We start from the raw sequence: 13,280 nt of genomic DNA, 5'->3' as shown, positions 1-13,280 counted from the left end.
CCCCTCTCGATGACAAATGGCTCGAAAAACGCCCATTCCTTGTCCGACATCAACCCGCGAACCATCGCTGTTCTCCGCAAAGAACAGCCTTGAATCAGAAATCACGTGATTTGTGAATCCACTTTGTCAACACCACCTAGTGCGCGACGCCAGGATTTGCGTGACAGTTACCGCCAACTGTTGCTCTGTGTCAGCAGATGGCGATTTGGGGCTGTCCGAGCTCCCTCTACTCAAACCGCTCCGGCAGATAATCCGTGCGCACCAGGTTCTGGAACTTGGTGAGGCTCGCCTCGAACTGCAATTCCACGATGCCGGTGGGGCCGTGGCGCTGTTTGCCGATGATCACCTCGGCCACACCGTTCACCCGGTTCATCTGCTCCTGCCAGTCGAAATGCTCCTGGGTGTTGGGGCGGGGCTCCTTGCGGGCGAGGTAATATTCCTCGCGGTAGACGAACAGAACGACGTCGGCGTCCTGCTCGATGGAGCCGGACTCGCGCAGGTCAGCGAGCTGCGGGCGCTTGTCGTCGCGGCTTTCGACCTGGCGCGAGAGCTGCGAGAGCGCCAGGATCGGCACGCCCAGCTCCTTGGCGAGGCTTTTCAGGCCCACGGTGATCTCGGAGACTTCCTGCACCCGGCCCTCCTGGGCGCGGCGGGTGGAACCGGCCAGCAGTTGCAGATAGTCCACCACGATGAGGCCGAGGCCGCGCTGGCGCTTGAGGCGGCGGGCGCGGGCCGCAACCTGGGCGATGGTGAGGCCGCCGGTGGCGTCAATGTAGAGCGGCAGCGCCTGCATCTCGCGGCTCACCTCGACGATGCGGGCGAATTCCTCCTCGGTGATCTTGCCGCGCCGGATGCGCTCCGACGGGATCATCGCCTGTTCGGAAATGATGCGGGTGGCCAGCTGCTCGGCCGACATTTCCAGCGAGAAGAAGGCGACGATGCCGCCGTCCTTCACCTTCACCGCGCCATCCGCCTGGTGATCCGCCTTGTAGGACCTGGCGATGTTATAGGCGATGTTGGTGGCGAGCGCCGTTTTGCCCATGGCGGGGCGGCCGGCCAGGATGACGAGGTCCGAGGCCTGGAGGCCGCCCATCTTCTCGTCCAGGTCCTTGAGGCCGGTGGCGATGCCGGAGAGCCCGCCATCACGCTCATAGGCGCTGGCCGCCATGTCCACCGCGTCCGTCAGCACCCGCGCGAAGGCCTGGAAGCCCTGGCCGTAGCGGCCGGTTTCGGCCATGGCGTAAAGCGTCTGCTCGGCGCGCTCGATCAGGTCTTTCGCGCTGTCCTCGATATCCGGCTCGAAGGCCTCGTTGACCAGATCGGTGCCCACCCCGATGAGCTTCCGGCGCTGGGAGAGCTCATAGATGGTGCGGCCATATTCCTCGGCATTGATGATGGTGGTGGCGTTTGCGGCGAGCCTCGCCAGATAGGCAGCACCCCCCACCTCCCTGATGGTGGCGTCATTCTCGAAATGGCTTTTCAGCGTCACCGGGCTGGCGAGCTTGCCCATGCGGATCAAGGTGGAGGCCGCTTCATAGATGCGGGCGTGCAGCGCCTCGAAGAAATGGTCCGGCAGCAGAAAGCCCGAGACCTTGTCGCAGGCCTCGTTGTTGACCAGAATCGCGCCCAGCAGGGCCTGTTCCGCCTCAAGGTTGTTGGGCGGCGTGCGGTAGGCGTCCGCGTCATCGTTCGATGGTTCGACGGGGCGCAGATTTGGCGAGGGTGTCATCGAATCAGCGTGTAACAGATCGCAGGGGAATACGGCGGCTTCATGCCCCGGCCGTCCCCGCTATCCACAAGCGGCGCGGCGCGCGTCATGGCCGGGCCTTGACCCGGCCATCATCACCGGCGCTGCCGCCAGGATCCAACAGTCGCGCCGTGGCCTGACGAGGTTGTGGGCCGGGGGCGTCGCCGGGGTTCAGCCCAAGATCACGATGCTCAGGACTGTTCCGGTGAGCTGCGCTTGCTCCACCAGCCCGCCTTGCGCTCCGCGGGAGCGGCCGGCACGGTGGGGGCGGGCGGCTGCCAGCGGCGCGGCGGCTCGGGCTCCGGCGCCGGAACCCCGGCAACCGGCATCGCCATGGCTGGCGCGGCACTTTCCACGGCGACCGCCGCGGCGGCTTCGGCGGTTTCGGCGGTTTCGCCGTCGCGGGGCGCGCGGTCTTCGCCGCGGCGGCGGTCACGGTTGCGGCCCCAGCGGTCACGCCGGCTGCGGCGCTCGCCGCGCTCCTCGCCCTCGCTTTCGGTGCGCGGCTCCTCGCTGCTCATGGCGATGACGGTTTCCTCGCCCTCCACCACCGGAAGGGCGCGCGCCGTTTCCTCGCCGGAGGTTTCGCCCGCGGCGAACGCGGCCGCCACGCCGATGTCCGGCTGCTCGCCGAGGCCTGGCGGCTGCTCGCCGCCAGGCGCGGCGGTGGCTTCGCCTGGCTGGTCATCACGGTTGCGGCCACCGCGGCGTCCGCGCCGGCGGCGCCTGCGGCGGCCGCCCTCGCCACGCTCGCCGTTGCCCTGCGATGCGCCATCCTCTGAGTCCGCGGCTTCGCCGGTTTCATCGCTCTCGGCTTCGGATGCTTCCGGCTCCCCGGCCGGAAGCTCCTCCGTTTCCTCATCATCCGCATAGGCGGAATCGATGCGCACCGGCGCCGCCATGAGCTTGCGCGGCGGCAGGTTGCGGTCCGGCGCGCGCTCGATCAGCGCCTGCGAGCCCTTGAGTTCGTCGCTCGGCACCACGAACACCGAAATGCCATAGGCGGTTTCGATGGCCAGCAGATTGTCGCGCTTTTCGTTGAGAATATAGGAAGCGATCTCGCGCGTGCACTTGACGGTGAGGTTCTCCGGCTTGCGGGCCATGAGCTGTTCCTCGATCGCCCGCAGCACGGAAAGCCCGCAGGAGGAAACCGAGCGCACGATGCCGCGGCCCTCGCAATGCGGACAGGTGCGCGACGAGCCTTCCAGAAGCCCCGGGCGCAGCCGCTGGCGCGACATTTCCAGAAGCCCAAAATGGCTGATGTGGCCGACCTGAATGCGCGCCCGGTCATTCTTGAGCGCGTCCTTCAGGCGGCGCTCGACGTTGCGGTTGTTGCGCTTCTCTTCCATGTCGATGAAGTCGATGACGACAAGCCCCGCGAGATCGCGCAGCCGCAGCTGCCGGGCGATTTCGTCGGCCGCCTCGAGGTTGGTGCGCAGTGCCGTATCCTCGATATTGTGCTCGCGCGTCGACCGGCCGGAGTTGATGTCGACCGCGACCAGCGCTTCCGTCTGGTTGATCACCATGTAGCCGCCCGAGGGCAGGGTGACGGTGGGCGAATACAGCGCGTCGAGCTGGCTCTCCGCCTGATAGCGCGAGAACAGCGGGCGTGCGTCCTTGTAGGGTTTCACGTTCTTGGCGTGGCTGGGCATCAGCATCTTCATGAAGTCCTTGACTTCACGGTAGGCCTCATCGCCCTCGACGATCACTTCGTCGACGTCCTTGGTGTAGAGATCGCGGATGGCGCGCTTGACCAGGCTTCCTTCCTCATAGACCAGGGCCGGCGCCTGCGATTTGAGGGTGAGGTCGCGCACGCTTTCCCACAGCCGCAGCAGATAGTCGTAGTCGCGCTTGATCTCGGTCTTGGTGCGCTGGGCGCCGGCGGTGCGCACGATCAGGCCCATGCCCTGCGGCACCTCGATTTCCTTCACCATGTCCTTGAGACGGCGGCGGTCGCCGGTCTCGGTGATCTTGCGCGAAATGCCGCCGCCGCGGGCGGTGTTGGGCATCAGCACGCAGTAGCGCCCGGCGAGCGAGAGATAGGTGGTCAGCGCGGCGCCCTTGTTGCCGCGCTCTTCCTTGACGACCTGGACCAGGATCACCTGGCGGCGCTTGATCACTTCCTGAATTTTGTACTGGCGGCGCTGCACCTTGCGGCGGCGCTGCGGCAGCTCCTCCAGCGCGTCCTCGGCGCCGATCGACTCGACGCGGGCGGCTTCGGGGTCTTCCCCCACTTCCTCGATGCCATTGCCGAGCTCGCCCGGCATGCCGTGCTCGACCGAGGGCGCCGGCGCGCCGCCGTCGGCCCCGGTTTCCGGCGCCGCGGCGGCGGGCTGAGCGCTGCCTTCCTCCCCAACGTCTTCGGAAAGCGATGGACGCTCATGGCTCACCGCCATCGGTTCGGCGCGCTGCGGGCCATCGTTGGCGTCCGGTTCCGGCGCCTCCGGCTCCCCGAAGCTGGCGCTTTCGGGGCCGCCCTCATCGGAGGTTTGCGGCGGCTCGTCACCGGCGTCAGATTCAGCTTCAGCCGCTGCCGCTTCCTCGCTGGCGGGGCCGCGGCGGCGGCGGTCACGGTCGCGGCCACGCCGTTCGCGGCGCTGGCCATAGCCGGCCTCTTCATCATCGTCGGCGGCCTCGCGGGCCTGGTCTTCCTCCTCGGCCTGAAGCAGCGCCAGCCGGTCCGCCAGCGGGATCTGGTAATAGTCGGGGTGGATTTCCGAGAAGGCAAGGAAGCCGTGGCGATTGCCGCCGTACTCCACGAAGGCCGCCTGGAGCGACGGCTCCACGCGCGTCACCTTGGCGAGGTAGATGTTGCCTTTCAGCTGGCGGCGCGCGGCGCTTTCAAAGTCGAATTCCTCGATGCGGTTGCCCTTGAGGACGACCACCCGGGTCTCCTCGCTGTGGCTGGCATCGATGAGCATTTTGCTGCCCATGGGTCTATTTCCCTGCGCAGGTACGGCAGGACCTGTGGCGTCTCCACTCCGGTGAGAAGACGCAGATAGAACCTGCGGTTGCGGCTGCGCGATAGGGGCATGCCATTCACCCTCGCCGACGGCGGCAATGAGACACCGGGCGCCGGTGATGTCCGGTCCCTGGTCTGCGCGCTCGTCGTAGCGTGGGGCATGCCCATGATTTCCTTCATGTTCCGGTTTCCGGAACGGTTGCTGGCAGGCTGGCCCCACGGTGGGGCCGCGCTCCCTGACGCGCCGGGCGGGGCTGGCAACATGCCTCCGGACTCCCGCCTCGCGCGAAATTCTCAGCCCTGGCCAGGAAAACCGCCGAATCGCGAGCCTGACGTCAGGATGACGTGCCGATACTTATGGAATGGGGCGGCTGAATGCAAGCTTTTGTCCGTGCCAATCTCCCGGCAACCTTTGGTTAACTGTGTTTGCCCTAGGCTTTGCAGTGGTTCTTCCCCCTGTGCCAAGCCGCTTCATCATGATGTTCGAACCAGTCCGTTCGCGTTTCGCCGCCGCTCGCCGTGTGCTGGGCCGCCTGGGGCTTGCGGCCGTCATGCTGGCGGGCGGGGCCGCGATGGCCGCCGCAGAAAGCCCGGTTGCGACCGCCGCGCGCATTACAGGCGATGCCGGGCACACCCGCTTCGAGGCGGATGTCTCGGCCACTGTTGGTTTCAGCGTTTATGCCCTTGCCGAGCCTTACCGGGTGGTGATTGATCTGCCGCAGGTCGCGTTCGATCTGCCGCCGGGCACGGGAGACTCAGGGCAGGGCCTGATCCGCGCCTTCCGCTATGGGCCGGTGGGCGAGGGCCGGGCGCGCATCGTGCTCGACACCGAGGGGCCGGCGCTGATCGAACGCGCGTCGATCGGCTTTCCGGAGCCCGGAAAGCCCGCCCGGCTCACCGTCGATCTCGTCAAGACCGGCGCTGACGCCTTCGCCGCGAAACTCGCTTCCGTCCCGCCGGAGACCGATGAGCCGCCCGCCGCCGCGCCGCGCCGTGACGGCCGCAAGCTGGTGGTGATTGACCCGGGCCATGGCGGCATCGACCCCGGCGCCATCGGGGTGCGCAAGACCAGGGAAAAAGATGTGGTCCTCGGCTTCGGCCTGAAGCTGCGCGACTTGCTGCAGGCCAGAGGCAACGTCGACGTGATGATGACCCGTTCCGACGACCGTTTCCTATCTCTGAAGGAGCGCGTGCGGATCGCCCGCGACAATGAGGCCGACCTGTTCATCGCCATCCATGCCGATACGGTGCGCGGGCCGGCGGCGCGCGGCGCCACCATCTATACGCTGTCCGAGAAAGCCTCCGACGCCGAGGCCGAGGCGCTGGCCCACAAGGAAAACCGCGCCGACATCATCGCCGGCATCGACCTCGAAACCGAGAGCGAGGAGGTGACCGACATTCTGATCGAGCTGGCGCAGCGCGAATCCAAGGCTCACTCCCTGGTATTTGCCAGAAAGGCGGTGGCCGAGATGAAGACGGTGACCCGGTTTACCGGCAAGCCGATGCGCTCAGCGGGGTTCGTGGTGCTGAAAGCGCCCGACGTGCCGTCGGTGCTGCTGGAGCTCGGCTATCTCTCAAGCCGGCAGGACGAGGAGCAGCTGACCTCGCCCGCCTGGCAGGAAAAAACCGCCACCGCGCTGGCGCGCGCGATCGAAACCTATTTCGCGCAGCAGCTGGCCGCGAGGGCGCCCTGAGCCGTCCCGCCACCGCGCGGCCACAATCCGCCCCTAGCGAATTAACTGTCGCCATGCCGCCCGTCCGTGTTATCGCGCGGCGGCAGAAAGGATCAGACGTTCGCGATGGTGCGGTTTATCGGCTGGCTGGTGGGAGTGGGGTTCATGGTCTTCGTGGCCGGGGCCGCGGCACTGGCCTATGTGATCATGGAAGAGTCGAAGGGCCTTCCGGATTACACCCAGCTCGCCACCTACGAGCCCCCGGTGATGACCCGCATCTATGCCGCGGACGGTTCGCTGCTTGCTGAATATGCGGAGCAGCGGCGCCTGTTCGTGCCGTCGGCCCAGATGCCGAAGCGGCTGATCGAGGCGTTCATCTCGGCCGAGGATAAAACCTTCTTCACCCATGCCGGCCTCGACTGGCAGGGCATTGCCGGAGCCGCCTACCGCTACGCGCAGGTGAAACTGACGGGCCGCGGCCAGATCGTCGGCGCTTCCACGATTACCCAGCAGGTGGCAAAGAACTTTCTGCTCACCAATGAGCGCTCGATCGAGCGCAAGCTCAAGGAGGCGCTGCTGGTGCAGCGCATCGAGCAGACTTTCAGCAAGGACCAGATCCTCGATCTCTATCTGAACGAAATTTTCCTCGGCCTTAATTCCTACGGCGTGGCCGCCGCCTCGCTCAACTATTTCGGCAAGTCGCTGGACGAACTCTCGCTCGAGGAAATGGCCTATCTCGCGGCGCTGCCGAAGGGGCCCAACAACTATCACCCGTTCCGCCAGAAAGAGCGCGCCATCGAGCGCCGCAACTGGGTGCTCTCGCAGATGTACGAGAACGGCTACATCAGCCAGGAGGAAATGAAGGAGGCGCAGGACAAGCCGCTGGAGGTGAGCCCGCGGCCGTTCGGCGCGCAGCTGTTCGCGGCCGAAAGCTTCGCCGAGGAAGTCAGGCGCGAGCTGATCGGCATGTATGGCAAGGAAAAGCTGGAGCGCGGCGGCCTTTCGGTCAGGACCACGCTCGACCCCAAGCTGCAGCTGTACGCGAGGCAGGCGCTGGCGCGGGGCCTCATCGCGCTGGACCGCAAGCGCGGCTTCCGCGGGCCTGTCGCCACCGTTGATCTCGCCTCCGTGGCCGACTGGGCGCTTCTGCTCAAGGACCGCAAGAGTCCCGACGACGTGGCGCCTTGGCGGCTGGCCATCGTGCTCGCCGTGAGCGACGGCGAGGCGGTGGCGGGGCTGCAGCCAAAGCCGCTTCCCGACGGCACGCCGGGCCCCGAGCGCGAGCAGGTGCGGATCCCGCTGGCGCTGATGGCATGGGCGCGCGCCTTCGTCGACGGCAGCGCGCTTGGGCCCGAAGTGAAAAAGGTCTCCGAGGCGCTGAAGCCCGGCGATATCATCTATGTGGCGCCGAGCAAGGATCCCGCGCAATTCCATCTCATGCAGATGCCGGACGTCGACGGCGCGCTGGTGGCGATGGACCCGCACACCGGCCGCGTGCTGGCAATGGTGGGAGGATTCTCCTATGGCCGCAGCCAGTTCAACCGCGCGGTCCAGGCGCTGCGCCAGCCGGGCTCGTCGTTCAAGCCCATCGTCTATGCGGCCGCCCTCGACAACGGCTATTCGCCGGCGTCCGTGGTGCTCGACGCGCCGATCGAATTCGCCATGCCGGACGGCTCCATGTGGAAGCCCAAGAACTATCAGAACAAGTTCTTCGGCCCCTCGACGCTGCGCCGCGGCATTGAGCAATCGCGCAACGTGATGACGGTGCGGCTGGCCGACGAACTGGGCATGACCAAGATCATCGACCTCGCCACCCGGCTCGGCGTCTACGACAAGCTGCCGCGCCAGCTGGCCATGGCGCTGGGCGCCGGAGAGACCACGCTGATGCGGATGGTCACCGCCTATGCGATGATCGACAATGGCGGCAAGCGCATCGAGCCCACGCTGATCGACCGCGTGCAGGACCGTTATGGCCGCACCATATTCCGCCATGACAAGCGCGACTGCGCCGCCTGCGTGGCGGAGGCCTGGCGGCCGGATCTGCCGGAGCCCGAACTTCTCGACGTGCGTGAACAGGTGATGAGCCCTTATACCGCTTATCAGATCACCTCAATGATGGAGGGCGTGGTCGAGCGCGGCACGGGAAAGAAGATACGCATCGTCGGCAAGCCGGTGGCCGGCAAGACCGGCACCTCGAACGAGGAGCGCGACGCCTGGTTCATCGGCTATACGCCCGATCTCGTGGTCGGCACCTTCATTGGCTACGACAACCCCAAGCCGATGGGCAAGGGCCGCACTGGCGGCGAGCTGGCAGCCCCCATCGTCGCCGATTTCATGAAGCTGGCGCTGCGCGACAAGCCGGCCACGCCGTTCCGCGTTCCGCGCGCCATCGAACTGATCCCCATCGACGCCAAGAGCGGCACCCGCGCCATCTTCGGCCGCGAGGGCACCATTCTCGAGGCTTTCAAGCCGGGCGACGAGCCGCCCGATTCGACCAAGATCATCGGCGAAGGCACGGTGACGGCCGCCGCCCAGGGCGAAGGCCTCGTCCTGGTGCCGCCCTCGCAGGGCGCGGTTGTGCCGGGCCAGGCGCCCGCGCCGCCCGCCGGAGATGGCGGGTTGACGGGGCAGGGCGGCGGCCTCTATTGACCGGCGCTTGACGAACCAACACCGGACAGGAACAACCCATGCGCGCTGAAATCTCGTCGCTGGTCGACGACATGAAGCAGTCCATCGGACTGCTGAGGAGGCATCTTTGACTGGGACAACGCCCTCCGGCGCCTCGCCGAACTGAATGCCCGCTCCGAAGACCCGGCGATCTGGAATGACCCCCAGAAGGCGCAGGAGATCATGCGCAAGCGCCAGGATCTCGACACCCGCATCAAGACGGTCCTCGAGCTCGAACAGTCGATCGCCGACAACAGCGAGCTGATCGAACTGGGCGAAACCGAAGGCGACGAGGCGATCGTCGCCGAGGCCGAACGCTCGCTCAAGGCGCTGAAGCCCCGGGTGGCGGAATATGAAATCGAGACGCTGCTCTCGGGCGAGGCCGACGCCAACGATACTTATCTGCAGATCAATGCCGGGGCGGGCGGCACCGAAAGCCAGGACTGGGCCTTGATGCTGATGCGCATGTACATGCGCTATGCCAACAAATACGGCTTCAAGGCGGAGGTGCTGGACGAGCATCCGGGCGAAGAGGCCGGCATCAAGTCCTGCACGCTGCAGATCAAGGGCCACAACGCCTATGGCAAGCTCAAGACCGAGTCAGGCGTGCACCGGCTGGTGCGCATCTCGCCTTACGACTCGAACGCGCGCCGCCATACCTCCTTCGCCTCGGTCTGGGTCTACCCGGTGGTCGATGACAACATCGACATCGTGGTGGTCGACAGCGACCTGAAGGTGGACACCTACCGCGCCTCCGGGGCCGGCGGCCAGCACGTCAACACCACTGACTCGGCGGTGCGCATTACCCATGTTCCCACAGGCATCATCGTCGCCTGCCAGGCGGAACGCTCGCAGCACAAGAACCGCGCCACCGCCCTCAAGATGCTGAAGGCCAGGCTCTATGAAATGGAGCTTCAGAAGCAGCAGGAGAAGATCGACGCCGCCAACGCCAAGAAGACCGACATCGGCTGGGGGCACCAGATCCGCTCCTATGTGCTGCAGCCCTACCAGCTGGTGAAGGACCTGCGCACCGGACACACCTCGAGCGCGCCCGGCGACGTGCTGGACGGCGAAGTCGAGGAGTTCATCCAGGCCTCGCTGGCGCATAAGGTGAAGGGTGGCGGCGACGTGGCCGTCGAGGATATTGAATAGCAGAGCTTGCTGAGGCACTCTCGCACCGGGAGGGCCCTTGCATGCTGAACCTTGATCCGCGTCTCTATGTCGATCCGGCGGTGTTCGGGCGCGAGCGAGATACGATCTTCGCCACGGCCTGGCAGATGCTGGGGCCGGCAGCACAGGTGGCCGGGCGCGGGCAATATGTGGCCGCTGATCTCGCCGGCATCAAGGTGTTCGCCATCCGCGGCCGCGACGGCGTGTTGCGCGCCTTCCGCAATGTCTGCCGCCACCGCGGCGCCAAGCTGCTCGAAGATGGCACGGGCCGCTGCGCCACCATCCGCTGCCCCTATCACCAATGGGTGTTTGCCGATGACGGCCGGCTGCTCAACGCGCCATGGTTCGGCGAGGAGCCCGGCTTCAGGCCGGAGGACTGGCCACTGGAGGAAATCCATGCCGCCGAATGGCGCGGGTTGCTGTTCGTGGCGGTCGATCCGCGGGAGGATCTTCTCGCGCAGCTCGGCGCGCTTGTTGAGGAACTGGCCGATGAGCCGATCGAAACTTACCAGGCGGTGCGCAGCGAGACCGTGAGCTTCGACGCCAACTGGAAAATCTATACCGACAATTTCGTCGAGGGTTATCACATCCCCGGCATTCATCCGAAATTCTTCGCGGCCATCGACTTCGAAGCCTTCGAGACCACCGCGCACAAGGGTTTCGTGCGCATGACCGCGCCGCCGCGCGAAGGCCTGTTCTACCGCGGCAAGTGGCTGTGGATGTGGCCCAACTGGACGCTCTCGCTGTTCGCGGGCGGCATGAACACCTCGCGCATCAACCCCGTGGCGCCAGCCCGCACCGAGCAGCTCTATCACTTCTATTTCGCCGATCTTTCGCCCGAACGGGACGAGTCACGCAGCGACACCATCGCCCGCAATCTCGCGGTGGTGCGGGAGGATTATGAAATCTGCGCCGCCACCCACCGAAATTATGAGGCGGGCAATTACCGCGCCGGGCCGTTGTCGCCCCGGCATGAGCAGGGCGTGCACTATTTCCAGGAGCGGGTGCGGGAAAGCCTCGGGCGTTGAGGGCGGCGGACGTCCCGCATTTTCCGCTGGCGGCCAAGAAAAAACCGCCATCGCCCGGGCGATGGCGGCACGGCTCTGCGGTGTTTGCAACCAGCGTGGAGCGCGAAGTCCCCTCTACTCAATACCCCAGCCATCCGGCCGGCGGAGCAGAAGCTATCCCGTCCCCGCCGCCGCCGCAATTGATGCCTTAACGGTTGGTTAACAGTGCGCCCCGGCATTGCCTTTTCCGGTTGGGGCCGCCAAACTCCCCCGCATGACGCAACTCAACGATACCAGCTCGGTGCTCGATCTGCTCCGCAGCCGCAAATCGGCCTCCGCCAAGGCGATGACGGGGCCCGGCCCTTCCGCGCGGGAGCTCGGTGAAATCCTCGGCTGCGCGGTGCGCGTGCCCGATCACGGCAAGCTGGCGCCGTGGCGCTTCATCCTGTGGGAGGGCGAGGCGCGCGCCGCATTCGGCGCGGCGCTCGGCCGGCGCTGGCAGGCGCTTCACCCTGATCATGGTCCGGAGGCGATTGCTTTGGCGCAAGACCTGTTCCTCAGGGCGCCGGTGGTGATCGGCGTCGTCTCGCGGGCCGCCCCGCACCCGAAGATTCCGGAGTGGGAGCAGCAGCTCTCGGCGGGGGCGGTGTGCATGAACATTCTCTATGCCGCCACCGCGCTGGGCTATGCCTGCCAGTGGAACACCGGCTGGCTGGCCTATGACGATGGCATGGCGGCGGTGATGGGCCTGGCGCCGCCTGAACGGATTGCCGGCTTCATCTATATCGGCAAGGCCGCGGCCCCGCTGGAAGACCGGCCGCGCCCTGATCCTCAAGCCCTGCTCACCCGCTGGTCGCCCGCATGAGCATCGCCGGGGTTCTGTTCGACAAGGACGGCACGCTGATCGACGTCAACGCCACCTGGGTGCCGATCTACCGCGAGGTGCTGATGGAGCTGTTCGCAACCGACGCGCCGGGCGCTGAGGCCCTGATGGCCAAGGGCGGCTATGACCCGGCCTCGGGCAAGTTCAGGGCCGGATCGGTGCTGGCCGGCGGCACCACGCGGCAGATCGCCGAAATCTGGTGGCCGGACCTCGATGAAACGGCGCTGGCTGGCAAGGTCCATACGCTCGACCACGGCTACACCCATCTGGTGCGCGACCGCCTGGCGCCGCTGGTGCCGCTGGAGCCGATCCTCACGGAGCTGCGCGGGATGGGGATGAGGCTGGGCATCGCCACCAATGACAGCCATGTCTCGGCCACGGCCCACATGGCGCAGATCGGCGCCATCGGCCATTTCGAGGATATCATCGCCGCCGATACGGTGGCCATTCCGAAACCCTCGGGGCAGATGGTGCGGCGGTTTTCCGAAGTGACCGGCCTGCCGGCTTCCGCCATCGCCATGGTGGGCGACAACCACCATGACATGGAGGAAGCCCGCGCCGGCGGGGCGGGCCTCGCCATCGCGGTGCTGAGCGGTAATGCGGGCTATGACGACATCGCCCATCTCGCCGACCACACCATCGCCAGCGTTGCCGAATTGCCGGCGCTGTTGCGGAGTCTCTGATGTTCTACGATGCCGTGAAGAATGACCATGGCCTGGCGCAGGACCCGTTCAAGGCCATCGTGGCGCCGCGCCCGATCGCCTGGATTTCAACGCTCTCGCGCGAAGGCGCCGCCAACCTGGCGCCCTACAGTTTCTTCAACGCCTTCGCGCAGGCGCCGCATTACGTGGCGTTTGGCAGCGGGCCGCCGAAGGACTCGCTTCGCAACATCGAGGCCACCGGCGAATTCGCGGTGAATTTCGTCACCTGGGACCTGCGCGAAGGCATTGAAGAAACTGTAGGGCGCGAGGTTGGCGACGCCGGCAGGCGACAGCGTCGAAATCCACGCGATGGGCCGCGGCGCGACGATCGCCTTGAACGGATCCTGCGCGAGGCCGTGGTCGTTGCGGACAGCGTCATAGAACATTACAGGCTCCTGAGGAGTGACGGCAGCTCGGCGATGCTGGCAATGGTGTGGTCCGCGAGATGGGCGATGTCCTCATGCGCGGCA

The 13,280-nt window shown here is 66.3% G+C and carries 8 protein-coding genes and 2 pseudogenes; 7 read left to right on the top strand and 3 right to left on the bottom strand.

Annotation, left to right across the window (positions count from 1 at the left end):
* Nucleotides 1-226 precede the first annotated feature (226 nt).
* On the bottom strand, nucleotides 227-1,729 hold the full coding sequence (locus tag ACKOED_RS12695; RefSeq protein WP_408916961.1) for a replicative DNA helicase: 1,503 nt from the start codon (nucleotides 1,727-1,729) through the stop codon (nucleotides 227-229).
* A 209-nt stretch (nucleotides 1,730-1,938) separates the two neighbouring features.
* On the bottom strand, nucleotides 1,939-4,680 hold the full coding sequence (locus ACKOED_RS12690) for an Rne/Rng family ribonuclease (RefSeq protein WP_408916960.1): 2,742 nt from the start codon (nucleotides 4,678-4,680) through the stop codon (nucleotides 1,939-1,941).
* Nucleotides 4,681-5,185: 505 nt separating this feature from the next.
* On the opposite strand from ACKOED_RS12690, the gene ACKOED_RS12685 reads away from it, so the two are divergent.
* The 7 genes and pseudogenes from ACKOED_RS12685 to ACKOED_RS12655 form a co-directional block, all read left to right on the top strand.
* Nucleotides 5,186-6,403 carry an N-acetylmuramoyl-L-alanine amidase gene (locus tag ACKOED_RS12685; protein WP_408916959.1) on the top strand — a complete coding sequence of 406 codons (1,218 nt, stop codon included), beginning with the start codon at nucleotides 5,186-5,188 and terminating at the stop codon, nucleotides 6,401-6,403.
* 105 nt (nucleotides 6,404-6,508) lie between these two features.
* A complete protein-coding gene (locus tag ACKOED_RS12680; protein ID WP_408916958.1) occupies nucleotides 6,509-9,031 on the top strand; it encodes a penicillin-binding protein 1A in 2,523 nt (840 codons plus the stop codon).
* Nucleotides 9,032-9,069: 38 nt separating this feature from the next.
* Nucleotides 9,070-10,201, top strand: a protein-coding gene (gene prfB, locus ACKOED_RS12675) for a peptide chain release factor 2 (RefSeq protein ID WP_408916957.1) whose coding sequence is annotated in 2 segments (ribosomal slippage) — nucleotides 9,070-9,138 and nucleotides 9,140-10,201 — 1,131 coding nt in all. Because the reading frame shifts where the segments join, the coding sequence is not laid out codon by codon here.
* Nucleotides 10,202-10,242: 41 nt separating this feature from the next.
* Complete coding sequence (locus ACKOED_RS12670) at nucleotides 10,243-11,247, top strand: aromatic ring-hydroxylating oxygenase subunit alpha (RefSeq protein WP_408916956.1); 1,005 nt, start codon at nucleotides 10,243-10,245, stop codon at nucleotides 11,245-11,247.
* Between the two features lie 253 nt (nucleotides 11,248-11,500).
* Nucleotides 11,501-12,091: a nitroreductase gene (locus ACKOED_RS12665; protein ID WP_408916955.1), complete on the top strand. Its 591-nt coding sequence runs from the start codon at nucleotides 11,501-11,503 to the stop codon at nucleotides 12,089-12,091.
* Nucleotides 12,088-12,792 (top strand): HAD family hydrolase, encoded by a 705-nt coding sequence (locus ACKOED_RS12660; RefSeq protein WP_408916954.1) that lies wholly within the window; start codon nucleotides 12,088-12,090, stop codon nucleotides 12,790-12,792. The genes ACKOED_RS12665 and ACKOED_RS12660 overlap by 4 nt, the downstream gene beginning before the upstream one ends.
* Nucleotides 12,792-13,040, top strand: a pseudogene (locus ACKOED_RS12655) (flavin reductase family protein); the annotation flags it as partial. The gene ACKOED_RS12660 and the pseudogene ACKOED_RS12655, both read left to right, overlap by 1 nt.
* Here ACKOED_RS12655 and ACKOED_RS12650 read toward each other — a convergent pair.
* Nucleotides 13,038-13,196, bottom strand: a pseudogene (locus tag ACKOED_RS12650) (flavin reductase family protein); the annotation flags it as partial. The pseudogenes ACKOED_RS12655 and ACKOED_RS12650 overlap by 3 nt on opposite strands.
* Between the last annotated feature and the right edge of the window lie 84 nt (nucleotides 13,197-13,280).

Source organism: Aestuariivirga sp., from assembly GCF_046093005.1.
Classification (GTDB): domain Bacteria; phylum Pseudomonadota; class Alphaproteobacteria; order Rhizobiales; family Aestuariivirgaceae; genus Aestuariivirga.
Note: the sequence above shows the minus strand (reverse complement) of the source record. Positions and strands in the feature narration are given on the sequence as shown.